The organism is Mycolicibacterium aromaticivorans JS19b1 = JCM 16368 (assembly GCF_000559085.1).
Taxonomy (GTDB): Bacteria; Actinomycetota; Actinomycetes; order Mycobacteriales; family Mycobacteriaceae; genus Mycobacterium; species Mycobacterium aromaticivorans.
The window spans coordinates 2,253,085-2,270,355 of the sequence record NZ_JALN02000001.1; the positions used below are offsets into that span (position 1 = coordinate 2,253,085).

The window sequence follows — 17,271 nt, forward strand, 5'->3', positions numbered from 1 at the left end:
TCACCATGTCTGTCATCGACATCGACCGGGAGGCCGCGCACGACGCGGCCCAGCGTGAGCTGGCCAAACCGATCTACCCGAAGGAATCGTTGACCGACAGGCTCAATGAGTGGCTTCAGGAACTGCTGTATCGGTTGATCGCAAAGGGGTCTTCCATTCCGGGCGGGTGGCTGACCATCGCGGTGCTGGCGATCGTGGTGCTGGTGGCGTTCATTTTCGCGGTGCGGATCGCCAGGCAGACGATGCGCACCAACCGGGGTGGCGACGTGGGACTGTTCGGCACGCGCGAACTCAGCTCGGCCGAACACCGGGAAATTGCTGAGACGTATGCGGCGCAAGGTAACTGGGCTGCGGCCATCCGGCACCGGCTTCGTGCGGTGGCCCGCCACCTGGAGGAGACCGGTCTGCTCAACGCTGTCCCCGGCCGTACCGCCAACGAACTCGCCGCGGATGCCGGCCAGCTGCTGCCGGCGTTCGACGGTGACTTACGCCGGGCGGCAACGGTGTTCAACGATGTCACCTACGGCGAACAGCCGGGAACCGAACCGAACTACCGGATGGTTGCCGTCCTCGACGACGCCCTACGCCGGCATGCAAACCCGGCCGGTTCCGATGTCGATGCTCCCGTCGTCGCCGACACCTGGGTTCCGCTGCGGTGAGCGCCACCCTCGGCCGGCGGTGGCGCACCGGGCGCTGGATTGCTCTGGCGCTGATTGTGATCTCGGCGATCGCGGCGGTCAGCGCGTTCCTCACCGCACCTCGACCGGGCGGCCGGATGGATCCGGACTCGACCAGCCCCGACGGCGCGCACGCCCTGGTCACCCTGCTGCGCGACCGCGGTGTCGACGTTGTCGTCGCCGGGAGCGTGGCGGATGTCGAGAAAGCCGCCCGTCCGGACACCCTGCTGCTGGCGGCCGAGACCTACAACACCCGCGGCGAGGATCTGCTGGCCAGGCTGGCGGATGTCCCCGGCGACCGCTTGCTGCTGGAACCCACCTCGCGAGCGCGGCAGGCGCTGGCCGCCGACATCCGACTCGGCGGCGCCAGCATGCTGACCTCCGAGCCCGATTGCGATCTGCGCGAGGCGAACCGCGCCGGAACCGTCCAATTGGGCGCCACCGACACCTATGAGAAAGCCGGCGCCGTCGACGTGACTCGCTGTTACGGCGGCGCGGTGGTGCGCTATCAGGACGGCGGCCGCACCGTGACCGTGGTCGGTAGCGCGGACTTCATGACAAACGGCGGCCTACTCAGCGAGGGCAACGCCGCGCTGGCGTTGAATCTGGCCGGTGACCGGCCCCGCCTCATCTGGTATGCGCCGCAGAAGCCGGAAGGTGAAGGGGCAGAAGGATCGTCGCTGACGGATCTGATGCCCGACGCGGTCAACTGGCTCGTCTGGCAGCTGTGCCTGGTGGTGGTGCTGCTGGCCGTCTGGCAGGGCCGGCGGTTGGGGCCGCTGGTCGCCGAGAAACTGCCTGTGGTGGTGCGGGCCTCCGAGACAGTCGAGGGTCGCGCTCGGCTCTACCGGTCGCGCCGAGCCCGCGGACAAGCCGCCGAGGCCCTGCGTACCGCGACGCTGCAGCGGCTGTCCCCGCGGCTCGGCCTGGGCCCCAACGCCTCTCCCGCGGCGGTGACATCTGCGGTTTCGCAGCGCTACGCCGGGGACCCGACCGCCGTGCAGCATCTGCTGTTCGGGCCGCCCCCGTCGACCGATACCGATTTGCTCCAACTAGCCCATGCACTCGACGACATCGAAAGGCAGGTCACGACGTCGTGACGAATTTTGCCCAGCCTCCCACACCCATCGCCGAGCATGACGCCGCGCGCAGCGCCCTGCTCGCCCTGCGCGGCGAGATCGCCAAAGCCGTGGTCGGGCAGGACGCCGTGGTGAGCGGGCTGGTGATCGCCCTATTGTGCCGCGGACACGTTCTCCTGGAGGGTGTTCCGGGGGTGGCGAAGACACTGCTGGTTCGGGCGATGTCGGCCGCGCTGCAACTGGACTTCAAGCGCGTGCAGTTCACGCCGGATCTGATGCCGGGTGATGTCACCGGGTCGCTGGTCTATGACGCCAAGACCGCGGCGTTCGTATTCCACGAAGGGCCGGTGTTCACCAACCTCATGCTGGCCGACGAGATCAACCGGACCCCGCCGAAAACCCAAGCGGCACTGCTGGAAGCGATGGAGGAGCGTCAGGTCAGCGTCGACGGTGAGCCGCGTGCACTGCCGGACCCGTTCATCGTGGCCGCCACCCAGAACCCGATCGAGTACGAGGGCACCTATCAGTTGCCCGAGGCGCAGCTCGACCGGTTCCTGCTGAAGCTGAATGTCCCGCTGCCGCCGCGCGATCAGGAGATCGCGATCCTGTCCCGGCATGCGAACGGATTCGATCCGCGCGACCTGAGCGCCATCCGCCCGGTGGCCGGCACCGCCGAACTTGCCGCAGGCCGCGAAGCGGTGAAGCGGGTGCTGATCGCCGACGAAGTGTTGGCCTACATCGTCGACATCGTCGGCGCCACCAGGAACTCCCCATCGCTGCAGCTGGGCGTGTCACCGCGCGGTGCGACCGCTCTGTTGGGCACGGCACGGTCCTGGGCATGGTTGTCCGGGCGCGGTTACGTCACCCCCGACGACGTCAAGGCGATGGCCCGGCCGACGCTGCGCCACCGCATCGCGCTGCGCCCCGAGGCCGAACTCGAAGGTGCCAACCCCGACGGCGTACTGGACGGCATCCTGGCCGCGGTGCCGGTGCCGCGCTAGTGATCCTCACCGGACGCGCCGGCCTGATCGCGCTGCTGGGTGCCCTTCCGATCACGCTGTCACCCTGGCCGGCAGCGACATTCGTCGTCACGCTGCTGGTGCTGCTGTTTATCGTGGCCCTCGACATGACGCTGGCCGGAAGTCCGCAGGCACTGCACCTGACCCGCGTGCCCGATATCTCAGCGCGGTTGGGGCAGAGGGTGGATGCTGTGGTGCACGTTCACAACACCGGGCGTCGCCGGTTCCGCGGTGCGGCGCGGGATGCCTGGCCGCCCAGCGCCTGCGCCGAACCCCGCGCGCATCCGCTGTCGCTGCGAGCATCCGAAACCGGGACTGTCACAAGTGTTTTACACCCCGTTCGCCGCGGCGATCTGCGGTCGGAGGTGGTGACGCTCCGCTCGATCGGGCCGCTGGGTGTCGCCGGGCGGCAGCGGTCCCATCCGGTCGCGGGGCGGGTGCGGATCCTGCCGCCGTTCCTGTCGCGCAAGCATCTGCCGTCTCGGCTGGCCCGGTTACGGGAGATCGACGGGCTTCTGCCGGTGCTGATCCGCGGCCAGGGCACCGAATTCGATTCGCTCCGCGAATATGTCGTCGGCGATGACGTCCGATCGATCGACTGGCGCGCCACCGCGCGCCGAGCCGACGTGGTGGTGCGCACCTGGCGCCCCGAACGCGACCGGCGTGTGGTGATCGTGCTCGACACCGGTCGCACGTCGGCCGGTCGCGTCGGTGTGGATCCCACCGCCCGGGACCCGGGCGGCTGGCCACGGCTGGACTGGTCGATGGACGCCGCGCTGCTGCTGGGCGCGCTTGCATCCCGCGCCGGCGACCACGTCGACTTCCTCGCGCACGACCGACTCACCCGCGCAGCGGTTTTCGGCGCCTCCCGCACCGAGTTGCTGGCCCACCTGGTGGAGGCGATGGCGCCGCTGGAGCCGGCGCTGATCGAATCGGATGCGACCGCGATGGTGGCCGCCGTCCAGCGCCGGGTGCGCCGTCGGGCGCTGGTGGTGCTGCTGACCGACCTGAACTCCTCTGCGCTCGACGAGGGGCTGCTGCCGGTGCTCCCGCGGTTGTCGGCCAAGCATCAGGTGATCGTTGCCGCAGTGTCGGATCCGCGGGTCGACGAGCTGGCTGCCGGCCGCGCCGACGCTGCCCAGGTCTACGACGCGGCGGCCGCCGAACGGGCCCGCAACGACCGGCGCAGCATCGCCAGCCGGCTGCGGCACAGCGGTGTCGAGGTGGTCGACGCGTCGCCGGAGGATCTCGCGCCGGCCCTGGCCGACCGCTACCTGTCGATGAAGGCCACCGGCCGCTTGTAGGTCAGCCGGTGGGCACCACGTCGGGGGCGTCCTCGATGTCGCCGGTTTCTCCGGCGCGGCCGGCTTTGCGGCCGAAGTAGATGACATACGCCAGGAACCCGGCCTCGGCGGCCACCCCGATACCGATGCGGACGTACGTCGGCAGCTGGGACGGCGTCACCAGCGCCTCGATCAGCCCCGAGACCAACAGCACACCGGCGAGCCCGACCGCCGCCGCGACCACCGCACGGCCCTGCTCAGCGAGCGCCTGTCCGCGTGGACGGTCGCCCGGCGAGACGACCGTCCATCCCAGCCGCATGCCGACCGCTCCCGCCAGGAAAACCGCCGTCAGTTCGAGCAGCCCGTGCGGGACGAGCAGCCCGAACAACACATCGGCCTTGCCCGCGTGGATCATCAATCCGCCCACGACACCGAGATTGGCCGCGTTCTGGAAGATCACCCACGGGATCGGGATGCCCAGCAGAATCGCAAACCCGATGCACTGCGCAGCCACCCAGGAGTTGTTCACCCACACCCGCAACGCGAACGAGCCTGCCGGATTCTCGCTGTAGTACGAGGCGAAGTCGTGGTTGATCAGATGTTCGATCTCCTGCGGCGTGCTCAGCGCCGACTGCACCTCCGGGCTGCCACCCACCCAGATCCCGATGACAATCGCCACCGCGAAGAACGCAACGGCCGTCGCCAGCCACCAGCGCCAGGCGCGGTAGGCCACCACCGGGAACGACACCGTCCAGAACCGGGCGAACTCATGCCACATCGGTGCGTGCGCACCGGTGACGGCCGCGCGGGCCCGCGCCACCAGGCTGGAGAGTCGCCCCACCAGAACCGAGTCCGACGAGGCCGAACGCACCATCGACAGATGCGTCGAGACCCGCTGGTAGAGCTCGACGAGTTCGTCCACTTCCGGCCCGGAAAGGCGGCGGCGGCGCTTGACCAGCTGCTCGAGCCGGGTCCAGGTGTCCTGGTGGGCCAGCACGAAGGCGTCGACATCCACCCGGCCGACACTAGTACCGTTAACCGTTATGGTGCCCGAGACGGTGGTGACCGGGGACGCCGTCGTCCTCGACGTCCAGATCGCCCAGCTGCCGGTGCGGGCCGTCGGCGCCCTGATCGACATCGCGGTCATCCTGGTCGGCTACATCATCGGTGTGCTGCTGTGGGCCACCACGATCACCCAGTTCGACGAGGCGCTGTCCGCCGCGGTTCTGATCATCTTCACGGTGCTGGTGATGGTCGGCTATCCGGTCGTCTTCGAGACGGCCACGCGGGGAAGGACACTCGGCAAGATCGCGATGGGCCTTCGGGTGGTGTCCGACGACGGCGGCCCGGAACGCTTTCGCCAGGCCCTGTTTCGGGCATTGGCGGGTTTCGTGGAGATCTGGATGTTCATGGGCGGACCCGCGGTGATCTGCAGCCTGGTCTCACCACGGGGCAAACGCATCGGTGACATCTTCGCCGGCACCGTCGTGATCAGTGAACGCGGCCCGAAGACGCCGCCCCCGCCAGCGATGCCGCCGTCGCTGGCGTGGTGGGCGGCCTCGTTGGAACTGTCCGCGCTGGGCCCCGACCAGGCTGAGTTGGCGCGCCAATTCCTGGCTCGCGCACCAGAATTGGATCCCTACGTGCGTGACGATATGGCGTTCCGCATCGCGGTCGACGTGGTCGGCCGCATTTCGCCTCTGCCGCCACCGGGCACGCCGCCGCACTACGTGCTGGCCGCCGTGCTCGCCGAGCGGCACCGCCGCGAGCTGGCCCGGCTCCGCCCGCCGGAACCCGTCCCGCAGTATCCGGCCGGGCCGCCGCGGTATCCGGCGGGGCCGCCGTCATATCCGCTCGCCCAGCCGCCGGGGCCGGTGCCGTCGGCGCCCCCGCCGTCTACCGACGGGTTCGTACCGCCCAGCTAGCGCAGGCGCACACCGGCCACTATCAACGCAGAACCGGCCAGTGCCGCGACGGTCACGGCACCCCGTTTTTCGCGGTCAGCGCCGCGTTCAAACTGGCCCATGGTGTGAGCCCCTGAGCTTTTCGGGCTAGGAGAACGTAGCGGACAGGATGGCGATGTCGATGATCAGCAGCACCCATGCGACGACGGGAACCACCCAGCCGCGTGGATGTTTCGCCGTGAAGATGGTGATCACGACAGCCAGGACGGCGATCGCCGGCGCTCCGTAGGTGAGCAGCCCGTAGACGAAGCCGCTCGGTTTCGGGCAATTGGGATTGCTGCACGCAGCGGTCCCCATCACCGCGCCCATGGCGAACAACTGAACAACCCCCGCGCCCACAAGGGTGGACAGCGCCAACAGCCAGTTGGTCCAGAGCCGCGCCCGCGGCGCCTTCTCGGGGTGGGTTTCGGCGGCGTTCGATGCGCTCATGGACGTCGGCTACCCCAACCGGACAACCGGCACACGTCGTGGCGCTACGCAGCCGGCGCCGGTGGCAGTTCCCGGTCCCGTCGAGCCGCGATCACGCTGGCTATTGACGTGACGCCGATGGTCAGCAGCGCGCCGAGCATCAACGCCGAAGGTTCGCCCGCGGTCAGCAGACCCTTCTGGGTGCCGAGAGTGGCCGCGGCGACCGGCACTCCGAGCTGGGCGGCGGCCAGCGCGGCCAGCGCCAAGGGCTGCCCGGTCAGCCGCGCGGCGCAGTGCGCCAGTACCGCGCCGACGCCCAGGCAGATTCCCAGCAGGATGTAGGCCGGATGGTCGCCGAGTTCACGTACCTGCAGCGAGGCGCCGAGCCACACGAAGAACAGCGGGCTGAACAAACCTTCGGTGATGCCGAACAACTGGCGCGCCAGCCGCCTCGGTTCGCCCGCAGCCTTGACCGCCAGGCCCAGCGCGAAGCCGGCCAACATGATCGATACGTGAGTGGTGATCGCCAGAGTGGCGAGCGCGAAGAGCACGAGCAAACTGATGCGCAACTCGAGGGCGAAGTTGTTGCGCTCGGAGAAGTGGTGTAGCCGCCTGCGCCAACCTCGCCGGTCGGACACCCACAGCCCCAGGAACACCAGGCCGGCACAGAACGCGATCAGCAGCGCGCCGAAGGCCGCGGTCAACGCGCGATCGGGGTCGATCACCAACGGCAGCAACACGATCGACGTGGCATCTGCGATCGCGATCTGTGCGGTGACCGCCTGCACCGCGGCCCCGCCGAGGCCGAGTTGCTGGATGACCGGCAGGGCCAGAGCCGCCGACGACGACGCCATCAACACCGCGTACACCGCCGTGTGGCCGGTCTGGAACACCGCGGCCAACCCGACAGCCACACCGGTCGCGACGGCGCCGACGAGAACCGCCCGAACGACCGCCATGGGAATCGAGGAGCGCAGGGTGGCGTCCCGGATCGGCACATGCGTACCCACCACGAACATCACCAACGCGAATCCGATGTCGGCCAGCAGGCTGAACGTTTTGTCGCCGGGGTCAACGAGGCCGAAACCTGTTCTGCCGATGAGCAATCCGACCGCGAGTTCCCCGATGACAACTGGGATGCGCAGCCTCGGCACCGACGCCAGCAGGGGACCGGCCATGCCGACGACTGCGACCAGCGCCAGGGTGGAGAAGCCGAAGCTCACGCCTTGGGCACCCACGACACGAGCCGGCACGGAATCGCGGTGTCCTCATCGGTCAGGTAGCTTGCGCACACCCGGTGATACCCGTCGGCGATCTGCAGCGCGTCGGCCGGGGTGCCTCGCACCAGCAGGATGGGCGACAGCTTCTTACCGTGCCCGATCTTGTTCACGTCGGAGCGCACGTGCGGGTTGTCGGGCGGCAGCAGGGCCAGTCGGGCGGCACGCAGGATGTCTTTGGCCTCGCGATACACCGGCTTCGCCGATTTCAGTGCGTTGACCGTGGCTGTCACGGTGGCTTCTTCGGCGAGCATGCTCAAATAGTCCGCCGCAGCGTCATAGTCGTGATCTTCCGGGTCGTCCAGCCATTTCACCGCCATGGTGTGCTGAGGGTACTCGCAACCCCTACAGGCCAAAGCGTTTCATGAGGACGTACAGCGGATCATCAGCGTCGCGGGTACCGCGGGGTCCCGGCTGTTCCGGGGCCACGAACAGGTCCGGACGGGTCCACTCCCGCACCGCCCAGCGCTCAGCGACCGCCCACCGACCGTCACGGCGCTCCATGAGGTCGACGTAGCGTGCGCCGGTGGTGAAATTGGCGCGCCGGCCTGAGCCCGGCGGGCCCCAATGCGTTGCCATCAGGTAGGTCTCGCTGATCGCGGCGTCCTGATCGACGAAATCGACGTGGTGGTTGCCGATGAAATGCATTGTTCCGGAGAGGTATTCGAGGCTCTTACTCACCCACGAGACGTATTCGTCGGCGGTTCCATCGAAGCCGGTGTGATGGTCGATGCCGTCGTCGTGGTAGGCCTGCCGCACCAGGTCGAAGTCGAGGCGATCAATGCCACGGCAATACCGGACGACCACATCGCGGATCGCGTGGACATCGGTTATCCGGTCAGACACCGTAACCGCCGTCCACGTCCAGCTTCTGACCGGTGATGAACCCGGCGCGCGGTGAGGCCAGGAAGCACACCGCCTCCGCGATATCGGTGGCATGGCCGAAGCGGCCCAGCGGAGTGTTTCGCCGGGCGGCGTCGAGCGCCTTCTCGTCGAGGTCACCGTCGGCGATCAAGCGCTGCGCGTTGCCGTCGACGAGCATCCCGGGGCCGACACAGTTGGCGCGCACCCCGAATCTGCCTTCCTCGGCGGCGATCCCGCGGATCAGCGCTTCGATGGCGGCCTTCGGTGCGACCGACAATCCGTCGCGGACCGCGAAGCGCCGGGTGGCGGCGGTGGTGACGGCCACGAGACTGCCCTGCGACGCGCGCAGGTGTGGCAAGGCGGCGGAGACGACGTTGAAGAAGCCGGCGGTGTCGGTGTTCAGCTGTCGATCGAACCGCTCGGGATCGATGGTGCTGAGGTGCCGCATCGGCACATGTGCGCCGGCGGCGTGGACGACGGTGTGTATGCCGCCCGCGCCGGCGAACGAGTCGACGATGCGGCGTACTGCCGCCGCGTCGGTGATGTCGAGCTGCTCGGCGATCACGTCATCACCCGCGAGTTCCGCCGCCTTGCCCGCGTTGCCCCGGTAGGTGAAGCCCACCCGCGACCCACACGCGACGAGCATCCGGACTATCTCGGCGCCGATCCCGCCGGTGCCGCCGACCACGATGGCCGTGCCCGGCAGCGTGCTGAAGTCGCCCATGAGCTCATATAGTCGCAGGGGCGGCGCCGGGCAGGTGCTGGAGTACCGCTACGCGGGAATCCAGTTGCCGTGGAAGCCGTATGGCACCCGGCGCGGCAGCTGGATTCGGGCCACCGGCTTACCGGCGAAATCGGAGGCGTCCAGGATCACCAGATCACTGCCGTCGCGCGCGGCGTCGTAGACGTAGGCGATGTACCAGCCGTTGCTCTCGTCGGCCGGTCCCGATGTCGACGGGACGAAGACCGCCTCCCCGGGCCCACCAGGCACCAGTCCGGTGCTGAAGCGGTGCTCGACGGCGCTGCCGTCCGTCAGGTCGTGACGCACCAGGCTCGCGTCGCCGACGGAGACCGAGAAGCGGGCAGGCAGGCCGGCAAGCCGGTCATCGATCCGCGGGAACTCCACCGCGCGGTCGTCGAGCTGACGCTCGCTGACGGTGCCGTTCTGCAGGTCGATCGTCCAGCTCCACATCACCGCATTGGCGTCGAACCCGCCGTTGTCTCGCCACAGTTCGGCGTATCGGACGGCCTGCAGCACAATCGATTTCCCGTCAGCGGACTCATGCGCATTCGCAACGTGGAAGACGTAGCAGGGGTCGATCCCGAACCAGCGGACCTCGCCGAACGGATCGTCGCGCCGCAGCACACCGAGCCGGGCGCCGTAGTCGTCGTCCCATCGGTAGGGCATGTCACCTTCGCCGCGCATCGCGATGTCGAGGTTGAACACGATCGGCAGGTCCATGAAGATCACATGCTCGGCGGTCATCGCGAAGTCGTGCATCATGGTGTGCGCCTTGACGTCCAGTGGACGGTTGACGGTCAGCTCGCCGTTGGCGTCGGCGCGGTGATAGGTGACGTACGGCTCGAAGATGCTGCCGTATCCGAAGAAGTGCAGTTCGCCGGTAGTCGGGCAGATCTTCGGGTGCGCGGTCATAGAGTTCTGCAGCTTGCCGCCGAAGTCATAGCACCCCACCGTCTCCAATTCGTTGGTGATCTCGTACGGGAACGAGGACTCCACCAGCGCCAGGGTCTTGCCGGCGTGGTTGACGACGTGGGTGTTGGCGACGGCGGCCCGCAGGTCACGCGTCCCGTCCTCGCGGTAGAGCGGGAACGGGTCGACGAAGCTGTCGGTGCGCACCCAGCGGTTGCGGTACCACTTGGCCGCGCCGTCTTCGATGCGGACGCCGTGGATCATCCCGTCACCGGTGAACCAATGGCTGTTGGCCTCCCGTGGGTTCGGCCCGTTGCGCAAATACCAGCCGTCGAGTTCGGGCGGGACCGCCCCTTCGACGGGCAAGGCGTATTCGGTGAGTTCGTCCGGCACCGGCGCGTAGTTACCACGCTGGAAGAACTGCCCTTCGGCGGGCAAGTTGCCTGAGTCGGTCGTGGTGTCCGTCATGCCGCTAACTGTGACAGTCCACTGATGACATGTCAATGGTGGTACGTCAGATATTCCATAACTGACATGTCGAGCTTTACGATGGTCGCGTGAGTCTTCGGTACGCGGCGCTTGGCCTCCTCGCCCAAGAGCCTGGCAGCGGGTACGACCTGCTCAAACGCTTCGACGTGTCGATGGCGAACGTTTGGCCGGCGACCCAGAGCCAGCTCTACGGCGAGCTCAACAAGCTCGCCGACGCCGGCCTGATCGAGGTCACCGACGTCGGCCCGCGCGGACGCAAGGAATACCGCGTCACTGATGCCGGACGTCAGGATCTGCTGCGCTGGATGACCAACCCCCAGGACGACCCGCCCTACCGCAGCGCGGAGTTGCTGCGGGTGTTCCTGCTCAGCGAGATGACCCCCGGGCAGGCCCGGGCCTACATGGTCTCGGTCGCCGAGCACGCCGAGGCCGAGCTCACCCGCTACGAACAGGTGCGCGATTGCATGGAGTGGGGCGACAGCGACGTCGGGTTCTACGGCCGCGCAGCCTTGGAATTCGGACTGCGAGTAGAGGCCATGGAGGCCGACTGGGCGCGCTGGGTGGTCGAGGAAATCGACCGGCGATCCAACTAGCCGTTGCATCGCGATAGTTTCCGATATATCGTCAACGTATCGGAAACGCGTTCGGCGTTTCCCGACCAGAAACGAGAACCTTTATGAACACCCCATTTCCCCAGTTCGGAGGCCCGGATATGGGCCGTCCCGGCTTTGGTCCCGGCTTCGGTCCGGGTTTCGGTCCGGGTTTCGGTCCGGGTTTCGGTTTCGCCCCCGCAGGCCGTGGCCGCCGACACGGTCGCCGCGAACTCCGCGATCAACTGCGTGAGCAGTTCCGCGAGCACGGCGGCCACCACGACGGTCCGCCATTCGGCTCGCGCGGCGGCTTCGGCCCCGGCTTCGGCCCCGGTTTCGGTCCTGGCTTCGGTCCCGGTGGCGGCGGCCGCGGCGGTCGCCGCGGACACGGCCGCGGTCGCGGCCGTCGCGGCGACGTGCGTGCCGCGATCCTCAAACTGCTCGCCGAGCGGCCGATGCACGGCTACGAGATGATCCAGGAGATCGCCGAGCGCACTCAGGATCTGTGGAAGCCCAGCCCCGGCTCGGTCTACCCGACCCTGCAGCTGCTCGTCGACGAAGGTCTGCTGGTGGCAAGCGAATCCGAAGGCAGCAAGAAGCTCTTCGAGCTGACCGACGACGGCCGCGCCGCCGCCGACAAGATCGAGACCGCCCCATGGGATGAGATCACCGAAGGCGCCGACCCCGGCCAGATCAACATCCGGGCTGCCGTGGGCCAGCTGTTCGGAGCCGTGCGGCAGGCGGCTTTCGCTGCCAACCCGGAGCAGCAGCAGCGCATCATCGACATCGTCAACACTGCGCGCCGAGAGATCTACCAGATCCTCGGCGAATCCGAGTAATCAGAAACTTGGGCGCGGTTTTCGGTGTACAGCACCGGAAACCGCGCCCCACACATGCTTCGATGCCTCTGTGCTCCGGTCACTCGCGATCCTCCTGACAGTCGGCGTGCTCGCAGCCGGCGTCGCACCCGTCGGCCAGGCTGACGCGTGGCACGTCGTCAGGACTGTTGTCCTCATGCGCCACGGCGTCCGTCCGCCAAACAGCGAACCGCCGTTGCCGCAGTCGATCGCACCCGCTCCTCGGCCGACGTGGGATGCACCACCGGGGTGGCTCACCGACCACGGCGCGGCCGCCATTCGCCTGGTCGCCGCGTCCGACGCCCGGCACTTCGTCGCAGACGGTCTCCTTCCCGTCGGCGGATGCCCTCCGGCCGGCGCGGTCCGCATCACCTCCGACTCACTGGAGCGCACCATCCGAACCGGTGATGAGTACGCGTCCGCTCTCGCGCCGGAGTGCGGTCTCGAAAACCAGCACTCACCGCAGGGCGTCGCAGACCCGCTCTTCTCCGAGTACCGAGACTCCGGAGTCACCGGCGCTACGGCGACCCGTGCCGTCGATTCCGCAGTCGGGCCCGGCGGCGCGACGGCGTTGGCCAGGCGCAATCAGCCGGCCCTTGACGCCGTGTCCCGAATCTTGTGCGGTGACCGCTCCGGCGAGTGCGGCCTGGCGGGCATGCCGAGCGGGGTCGAAGTCGATGCCCAGGGCACCCGCCGTCCCCGCCTCACCGGAGCACTCGCCCACGGTTCGGTCGTCGCCGAGATACTGACGCTGGAGTACGCCGACGGCAAGCCACTGTCCGACGTCGGGTGGGGTCGGGCCACCGCCGAAGACCTGCGCAACGTGGGAACGCTGCATCCGCTGGAACTTTCGATCATCGCCCGGCCGCGGCCATTGGCCCTCGCAAACGCCGGCAAGATCGCCACTGCCATCCGCGATGCTCTGTCGGACGGGCCGCCTCTGACCGTGCTCGTCGGCCACGACACCGAGATCGCCAACATCGCCGGATTACTCGGTGTGCACTGGTCGATCCCCGGGTTTGCCGACGACGAGCCGGCTCCCGGCGGTGCGCTGATGTTCGACCTTGTCGAAGACAGCGGCGGGAACCGCTTCGTCCGCAGCTTCTACCGAGCCCAATCCCTGGACCAGATAAGGGAATTGGATCCGCACGACGCCGTCTCCGTACCGCTGACGCCGTCTGGCTGCGACACCGAGCGATGCCCGTTCGATGTCTTCGCATCCAGGCTCACCGGCCCAGCCGATTGAGTGCTACTCGACCTCGACCCAATCCAGCGTGCGCTGAACGGCTTTGCGCCATCCGGCGTAGCCGGCCTCACGCTGGTCGTCGTCCCACGCCGGCGACCAGCGCCGGTCCTCCTGCCAATTGGCGCGCAGGTCATCGGGATCGGCCCAGAATCCGACCGCCAACCCGGCGGCATAGGCCGCACCCAGCGCGGTGGTCTCGGCGACCACCGGGCGCACCACGTCCACACCCAGCACATCGGCTTGGATCTGCATACACAGCTCGTTCTGGGTGACGCCGCCGTCGACCTTCAAAATCTCAAGGTGCACACCGGAATCGGCCTCCATCGCGTCGACGACGTCGCGGCTCTGATAGCAGATCGCCTCCAGCGTCGCGCGGGCGACATGCGCGTTGGAGTTGTAGCGGGACAGCCCGACGATCGCCCCGCGCGCATCCGATCGCCAGTACGGCGCGAACAGTCCCGAGAACGCCGGCACGAAGTACACGCCGCCGTTGTCGGCGACCTGCCGGGCCAGGGTCTCGCTCTGCGAAGCGCCGCTGATGATGCCGAGCTGGTCGCGCAGCCACTGCACGGCCGAGCCCGTCACCGCGATCGAACCCTCCAGGGCGTAAACAGGTTTCGCTTCTCCGAACTGATAACACACGGTGGTCAGCAACCCGTTCTCGCTGCGCACGATCTTCTCGCCGGTGTTGAGCAGCAGGAAGTTGCCGGTGCCGTAGGTGTTCTTGGCCTCGCCGGGGCTCAAGCACACCTGACCCACCATCGCCGCCTGCTGGTCGCCGAGAATGCCGGTCAACGGCACCTCACCGCCCAGCGGTCCACCGGGCAACGTCACCCCGTACGGCTCCGGCGACGACGACGGCCGGATATCCGGCAGCATCGCGCGCGGAATCCCGAAGAGCGACAACAGTTCGTCGTCCCAGTCCAGCGTCTCCAGGTTCATCAGCATGGTGCGGCTGGCATTGGTGACGTCGGTGACGTGCGTACCGCCGTACGTTCCCCCGGTCAGGTTCCACAGCACCCAGGTGTCCGGCGTGCCGAACAGCGCGTCACCGCGTTCAGCGTCGGCGCGTACGCCGTCGACGTTCTCGAGGATCCACTGCAGCTTGCCGCCGGAGAAGTACGTCGCGGGCGGCAGGCCCGCCTTGCGGCGGATGATGTCGCCGCGGCCATCCCGGTCCAGGGCGGCCGCAATCCGGTCGGTGCGGGTGTCCTGCCACACGATCGCGTTGTGGTACGGCCGTCCCGTCTTGCGGTTCCACACCAGGGTGGTCTCGCGCTGGTTGGTGATGCCCAGCGCGGCCAGGTCGTCGACGGACAGCTTCGTCTTGTTCAACGCCGAGACCACCACGGTCTGCGTGCGTTCCCAGATCTCCACCGGGTTGTGCTCCACCCACCCGGACTTCGGCAGGATCTGTTCGTGCTCGAGCTGATGCCGGCCCACCTCGGCGCCCTTGTGATCGAAGATCATGCAGCGGGTGCTGGTGGTGCCCTGGTCAATCGAGGCGACGAAGTCAGCCAACGGTGCTCCTCTGACGTGCGATGCTGCCGATGCAGCCGACCTTTCGTCCATGATGGCCTACATGGCATCCGAGATCACCGACATCGCCGACATGCCGCGGGGCGGCCCGGACGCGTCGTGCCTGGATCGCCTGCTGGAGACCAACCGTCGGGAATACCTCGACCGCGACGACGTCGACGACGAGGTCAAGCGCGGCATCGTCACCGCGCTGGACGTGATCGGCAACCTGTTCCGCGAACACGACCGCAACGCCGAACTGGTACTGCGCGAGGTCGCCGATGTCATCGACCCCACCATCCTGGAACTCGGCGCCGGTCACGGGGCACTGTCGCGCCGAGTCCTCGAGCAGCATCCGACCGCCCACGTCACGGTCTCCGACGTCAACGCCGAGTCGGTGGCGGCTATCGCGGCATCCGACATCGGTGAACATCCCCGCGCCACCCTGCGCACCATCGACGCGACCGCGATCGACGCCGACGACGGCTCGTTCGACCTGGCCGTCTTCGCGCTGTCGTTTCACCATCTGCCGCCCACCCAGGCCGCCCTGGTTCTCGCCGAAGGCACCCGGGTGGCCAACGAACTGCTGGTCATCGATCTGCCCCGGATGCCCTCGGTTCTGCACATCGCCAAGCTGGCGGCGATGGCTCCACTGGTGTGGTGGCCGTTCGTGCACGACGGACTGGTCAGCTCGCTGCGCTCCTATAGCCCCTCGGCGCTGCGTGCGCTCGGCGCCCATGCCGGCGTCGAGGTGCAGGTCAGCACCAACCCGTTCGATCGACAGGTTCTGCGCGCGCGGCGGCGCCGCTGATGGCGATTCGCTTGCGCAGCTTGGTCTGAACCGGTTCCATCAACCCCATGGGCGACGAGGTCAAGCACGCCACGTTCAACCGGGCGCACCGGCAGCAGTACCGGCGCAAGGTCCAGTTGTGCCTGGACGTGTTCGAAACGATGCTGGCACAATCCAGCTTCGAGTTCGACCGGCCGCTGACCGGGATGGAGATCGAGTGCAACCTGGTCACCGATGACTACCAGCCCGCGATGTCCAACCAGGAGGTCTTGGCCGCGATAGCCGATCCGGCTTACCAAACCGAATTGGGCGCCTACAACATCGAATTCAACGTCCCGCCGCGGCCGCTGCCCGGTCGGACGGCTCTGGAGCTGGAGGCCGAGGTTCGCGCGAGCCTCAATGCCGCGGAGACGAAGGCCAACACCGACGACGCGCACATCGTGATGATCGGGATCCTGCCGACGCTGATGCCCGAACATCTGACCGGCCACTGGATGAGTCCTTCGCTGCGCTATCAGGCGCTCAACGATTCGATCTTCACCGCCCGCGGCGAGGACATCCTGATCGACATCACCGGCCCTGAGCGGCTGAGCATGCACGCGGAGTCCATCGCCCCTGAATCCGCCTGCACCAGTATGCAATTGCACCTGCAGGTGTCCCCGGCCGACTTCGCCGCCAACTGGAACGCCGCTCAGGTGCTGGCCGGCCCGCAGCTGGCCCTCGGCGCCAACTCGCCGTACTTCTTCGGCCACCAGCTGTGGGCCGAAACCCGCATCGAGCTGTTCGCCCAGGCCACCGACACCCGTCCCGACGAACTCAAGGCGCAGGGCGTCCGTCCGCGAGTGTGGTTCGGGGAGCGGTGGATCACCTCGATCTTCGACCTGTTCGAAGAGAACGTCCGCTACTTCCCTTCCTTGCTGCCGGAGATGTCCGACGAGGACCCTGTCGCCGAGCTCGCAGCGGGCCGCACGCCTGCCCTGTCCGAACTGCGGCTGCACAACGGGACGGTGTACCGCTGGAACCGGCCGGTCTACGACGTCGTGAACGGCCGACCGCACCTGCGGGTGGAGAATCGAGTGTTGCCTGCCGGACCCACGGTCGTCGACATGATGGCCAACTCGGCGTTCTATTACGGCGCCTTGAGAGTGTTGGCCGAAGAGGACCGACCGCTGTGGACGAAGATGAGTTTCACTGCGGCACATGACAACTTCATCGAAGCCGCTCGGAACGGCATTGACGCCAGGCTGTACTGGCCCGGGCTCGGCGAAATCACGGCCGACGAGCTTGTGCTGCGCACCCTGCTGCCGATGGCCGACGAGGGTCTGCGCCGCTGGGGTGTGGCCGCCGAAGTACGCGACCGCTATCTCGGCGTGATCGAGGGCCGCGCGAAGACGGGGCGCAACGGGTCGGCATGGCAGGTCGGGACGGTGCAGGCGCTGCAGGCTCGGGGCATGGCGCGGCCGCAGGCTCTGGCCGAGATGCTGCGGCGTTACTGCTCCTTGATGCACAGCAACAAACCGGTGCACACCTGGGACATCACCGAGTGACCGACGAGTCCT

The 17,271-nt window shown here is 67.8% G+C and carries 18 protein-coding genes; 10 read left to right on the forward strand and 8 right to left on the reverse strand.

All coding sequences use genetic code 11. From position 1 onward, the window contains the following. Positions 1-5 precede the first annotated feature (5 nt). From Y900_RS10960 to Y900_RS10975, 4 genes are read left to right on the forward strand one after another with little or no spacing between them, the layout of a single operon-like run. The gene (locus Y900_RS10960; RefSeq protein ID WP_036346438.1) at positions 6-659 is read left to right on the forward strand and encodes a DUF4129 domain-containing protein; all 654 of its coding nucleotides are present in this window, start codon (positions 6-8) and stop codon (positions 657-659) included. Then, positions 656-1,777, forward strand: a complete 1,122-nt coding sequence (locus Y900_RS10965; protein ID WP_081845068.1) for a DUF4350 domain-containing protein — start codon at positions 656-658, stop codon at positions 1,775-1,777. The genes Y900_RS10960 and Y900_RS10965 overlap by 4 nt, the downstream gene beginning before the upstream one ends. Then, positions 1,774-2,757 (forward strand): AAA family ATPase, encoded by a 984-nt coding sequence (locus Y900_RS10970; RefSeq protein ID WP_036341859.1) that lies wholly within the window; start codon positions 1,774-1,776, stop codon positions 2,755-2,757. Before Y900_RS10965 ends, Y900_RS10970 begins: the two co-directional genes overlap by 4 nt. Beyond that, positions 2,757-4,079: a DUF58 domain-containing protein gene (locus tag Y900_RS10975; protein ID WP_036341860.1), complete on the forward strand. Its 1,323-nt coding sequence runs from the start codon at positions 2,757-2,759 to the stop codon at positions 4,077-4,079. Before Y900_RS10970 ends, Y900_RS10975 begins: the two co-directional genes overlap by 1 nt. A 1-nt stretch (position 4,080) precedes the next feature. Here Y900_RS10975 and Y900_RS10980 read toward each other — a convergent pair whose 3' ends face one another. After that, a complete protein-coding gene (locus Y900_RS10980) occupies positions 4,081-5,073 on the reverse strand; it encodes a stage II sporulation protein M (RefSeq protein WP_036341861.1) in 993 nt (330 codons plus the stop codon). A gap of 28 nt (positions 5,074-5,101) precedes the next feature. Here Y900_RS10980 and Y900_RS10985 point away from each other — a divergent pair, with 28 nt between their 5' ends. Beyond that, a complete protein-coding gene (locus Y900_RS10985; protein ID WP_036341862.1) occupies positions 5,102-5,983 on the forward strand; it encodes an RDD family protein in 882 nt (293 codons plus the stop codon). Positions 5,984-6,109: 126 nt separating this feature from the next. Here Y900_RS10985 and Y900_RS33000 read toward each other — a convergent pair whose 3' ends face one another. Genes Y900_RS33000 through Y900_RS11015 form a run of 6 tightly spaced genes read right to left on the reverse strand, consistent with a single transcriptional unit; the run spans position 6,110 to position 10,690 of the window. Then, positions 6,110-6,451, reverse strand: a complete 342-nt coding sequence (locus Y900_RS33000) for a hypothetical protein (RefSeq protein ID WP_036341863.1) — start codon at positions 6,449-6,451, stop codon at positions 6,110-6,112. Positions 6,452-6,495: 44 nt separating this feature from the next. Beyond that, positions 6,496-7,608 (reverse strand): cation:proton antiporter, encoded by a 1,113-nt coding sequence (locus Y900_RS10995; RefSeq protein WP_081845299.1) that lies wholly within the window; start codon positions 7,606-7,608, stop codon positions 6,496-6,498. Positions 7,609-7,649: 41 nt separating this feature from the next. Continuing rightward, positions 7,650-8,027, reverse strand: coding sequence for a hypothetical protein (locus Y900_RS11000; RefSeq protein ID WP_036341865.1), 378 nt, complete (start codon positions 8,025-8,027; stop codon positions 7,650-7,652). A 25-nt stretch (positions 8,028-8,052) separates the two neighbouring features. After that, the gene (locus tag Y900_RS11005; RefSeq protein ID WP_036341866.1) at positions 8,053-8,553 is read right to left on the reverse strand and encodes a nuclear transport factor 2 family protein; all 501 of its coding nucleotides are present in this window, start codon (positions 8,551-8,553) and stop codon (positions 8,053-8,055) included. Further along, positions 8,546-9,295 carry an SDR family NAD(P)-dependent oxidoreductase gene (locus Y900_RS11010; RefSeq protein WP_036341867.1) on the reverse strand — a complete coding sequence of 250 codons (750 nt, stop codon included), beginning with the start codon at positions 9,293-9,295 and terminating at the stop codon, positions 8,546-8,548. The genes Y900_RS11005 and Y900_RS11010 overlap by 8 nt, the downstream gene beginning before the upstream one ends. A 48-nt stretch (positions 9,296-9,343) precedes the next feature. Beyond that, positions 9,344-10,690 carry a carotenoid oxygenase family protein gene (locus Y900_RS11015; RefSeq protein WP_036341868.1) on the reverse strand — a complete coding sequence of 449 codons (1,347 nt, stop codon included), beginning with the start codon at positions 10,688-10,690 and terminating at the stop codon, positions 9,344-9,346. 89 nt (positions 10,691-10,779) lie between these two features. Here Y900_RS11015 and Y900_RS11020 point away from each other — a divergent pair, with 89 nt between their 5' ends. From Y900_RS11020 to Y900_RS11030, 3 genes are all read left to right on the forward strand, one after another. After that, positions 10,780-11,304 (forward strand): PadR family transcriptional regulator, encoded by a 525-nt coding sequence (locus tag Y900_RS11020; protein WP_036341869.1) that lies wholly within the window; start codon positions 10,780-10,782, stop codon positions 11,302-11,304. A gap of 83 nt (positions 11,305-11,387) precedes the next feature. After that, on the forward strand, positions 11,388-12,140 hold the full coding sequence (locus Y900_RS11025; protein ID WP_036341870.1) for a PadR family transcriptional regulator: 753 nt from the start codon (positions 11,388-11,390) through the stop codon (positions 12,138-12,140). A 70-nt stretch (positions 12,141-12,210) separates the two neighbouring features. Then, positions 12,211-13,404 carry a histidine phosphatase family protein gene (locus Y900_RS11030; RefSeq protein WP_051660000.1) on the forward strand — a complete coding sequence of 398 codons (1,194 nt, stop codon included), beginning with the start codon at positions 12,211-12,213 and terminating at the stop codon, positions 13,402-13,404. A 3-nt stretch (positions 13,405-13,407) separates the two neighbouring features. On the opposite strand, the gene glpK is transcribed toward Y900_RS11030, so the two are convergent. Then, entirely contained in the window at positions 13,408-14,976 is a 1,569-nt protein-coding gene (glpK, locus tag Y900_RS11035) for a glycerol kinase GlpK (protein ID WP_192827499.1), read from the reverse strand. 1 nt (position 14,977) lies between these two features. Between glpK and Y900_RS11040 the strand changes: the two genes are divergently transcribed. Continuing rightward, the gene (locus Y900_RS11040) at positions 14,978-15,733 is read left to right on the forward strand and encodes a class I SAM-dependent methyltransferase (protein WP_036346442.1); all 756 of its coding nucleotides are present in this window, start codon (positions 14,978-14,980) and stop codon (positions 15,731-15,733) included. Between the two features lie 47 nt (positions 15,734-15,780). Continuing rightward, positions 15,781-17,259, forward strand: coding sequence for a glutamate-cysteine ligase family protein (locus tag Y900_RS11045; protein WP_036341872.1), 1,479 nt, complete (start codon positions 15,781-15,783; stop codon positions 17,257-17,259). Positions 17,260-17,271: the final 12 nt, after the last annotated feature.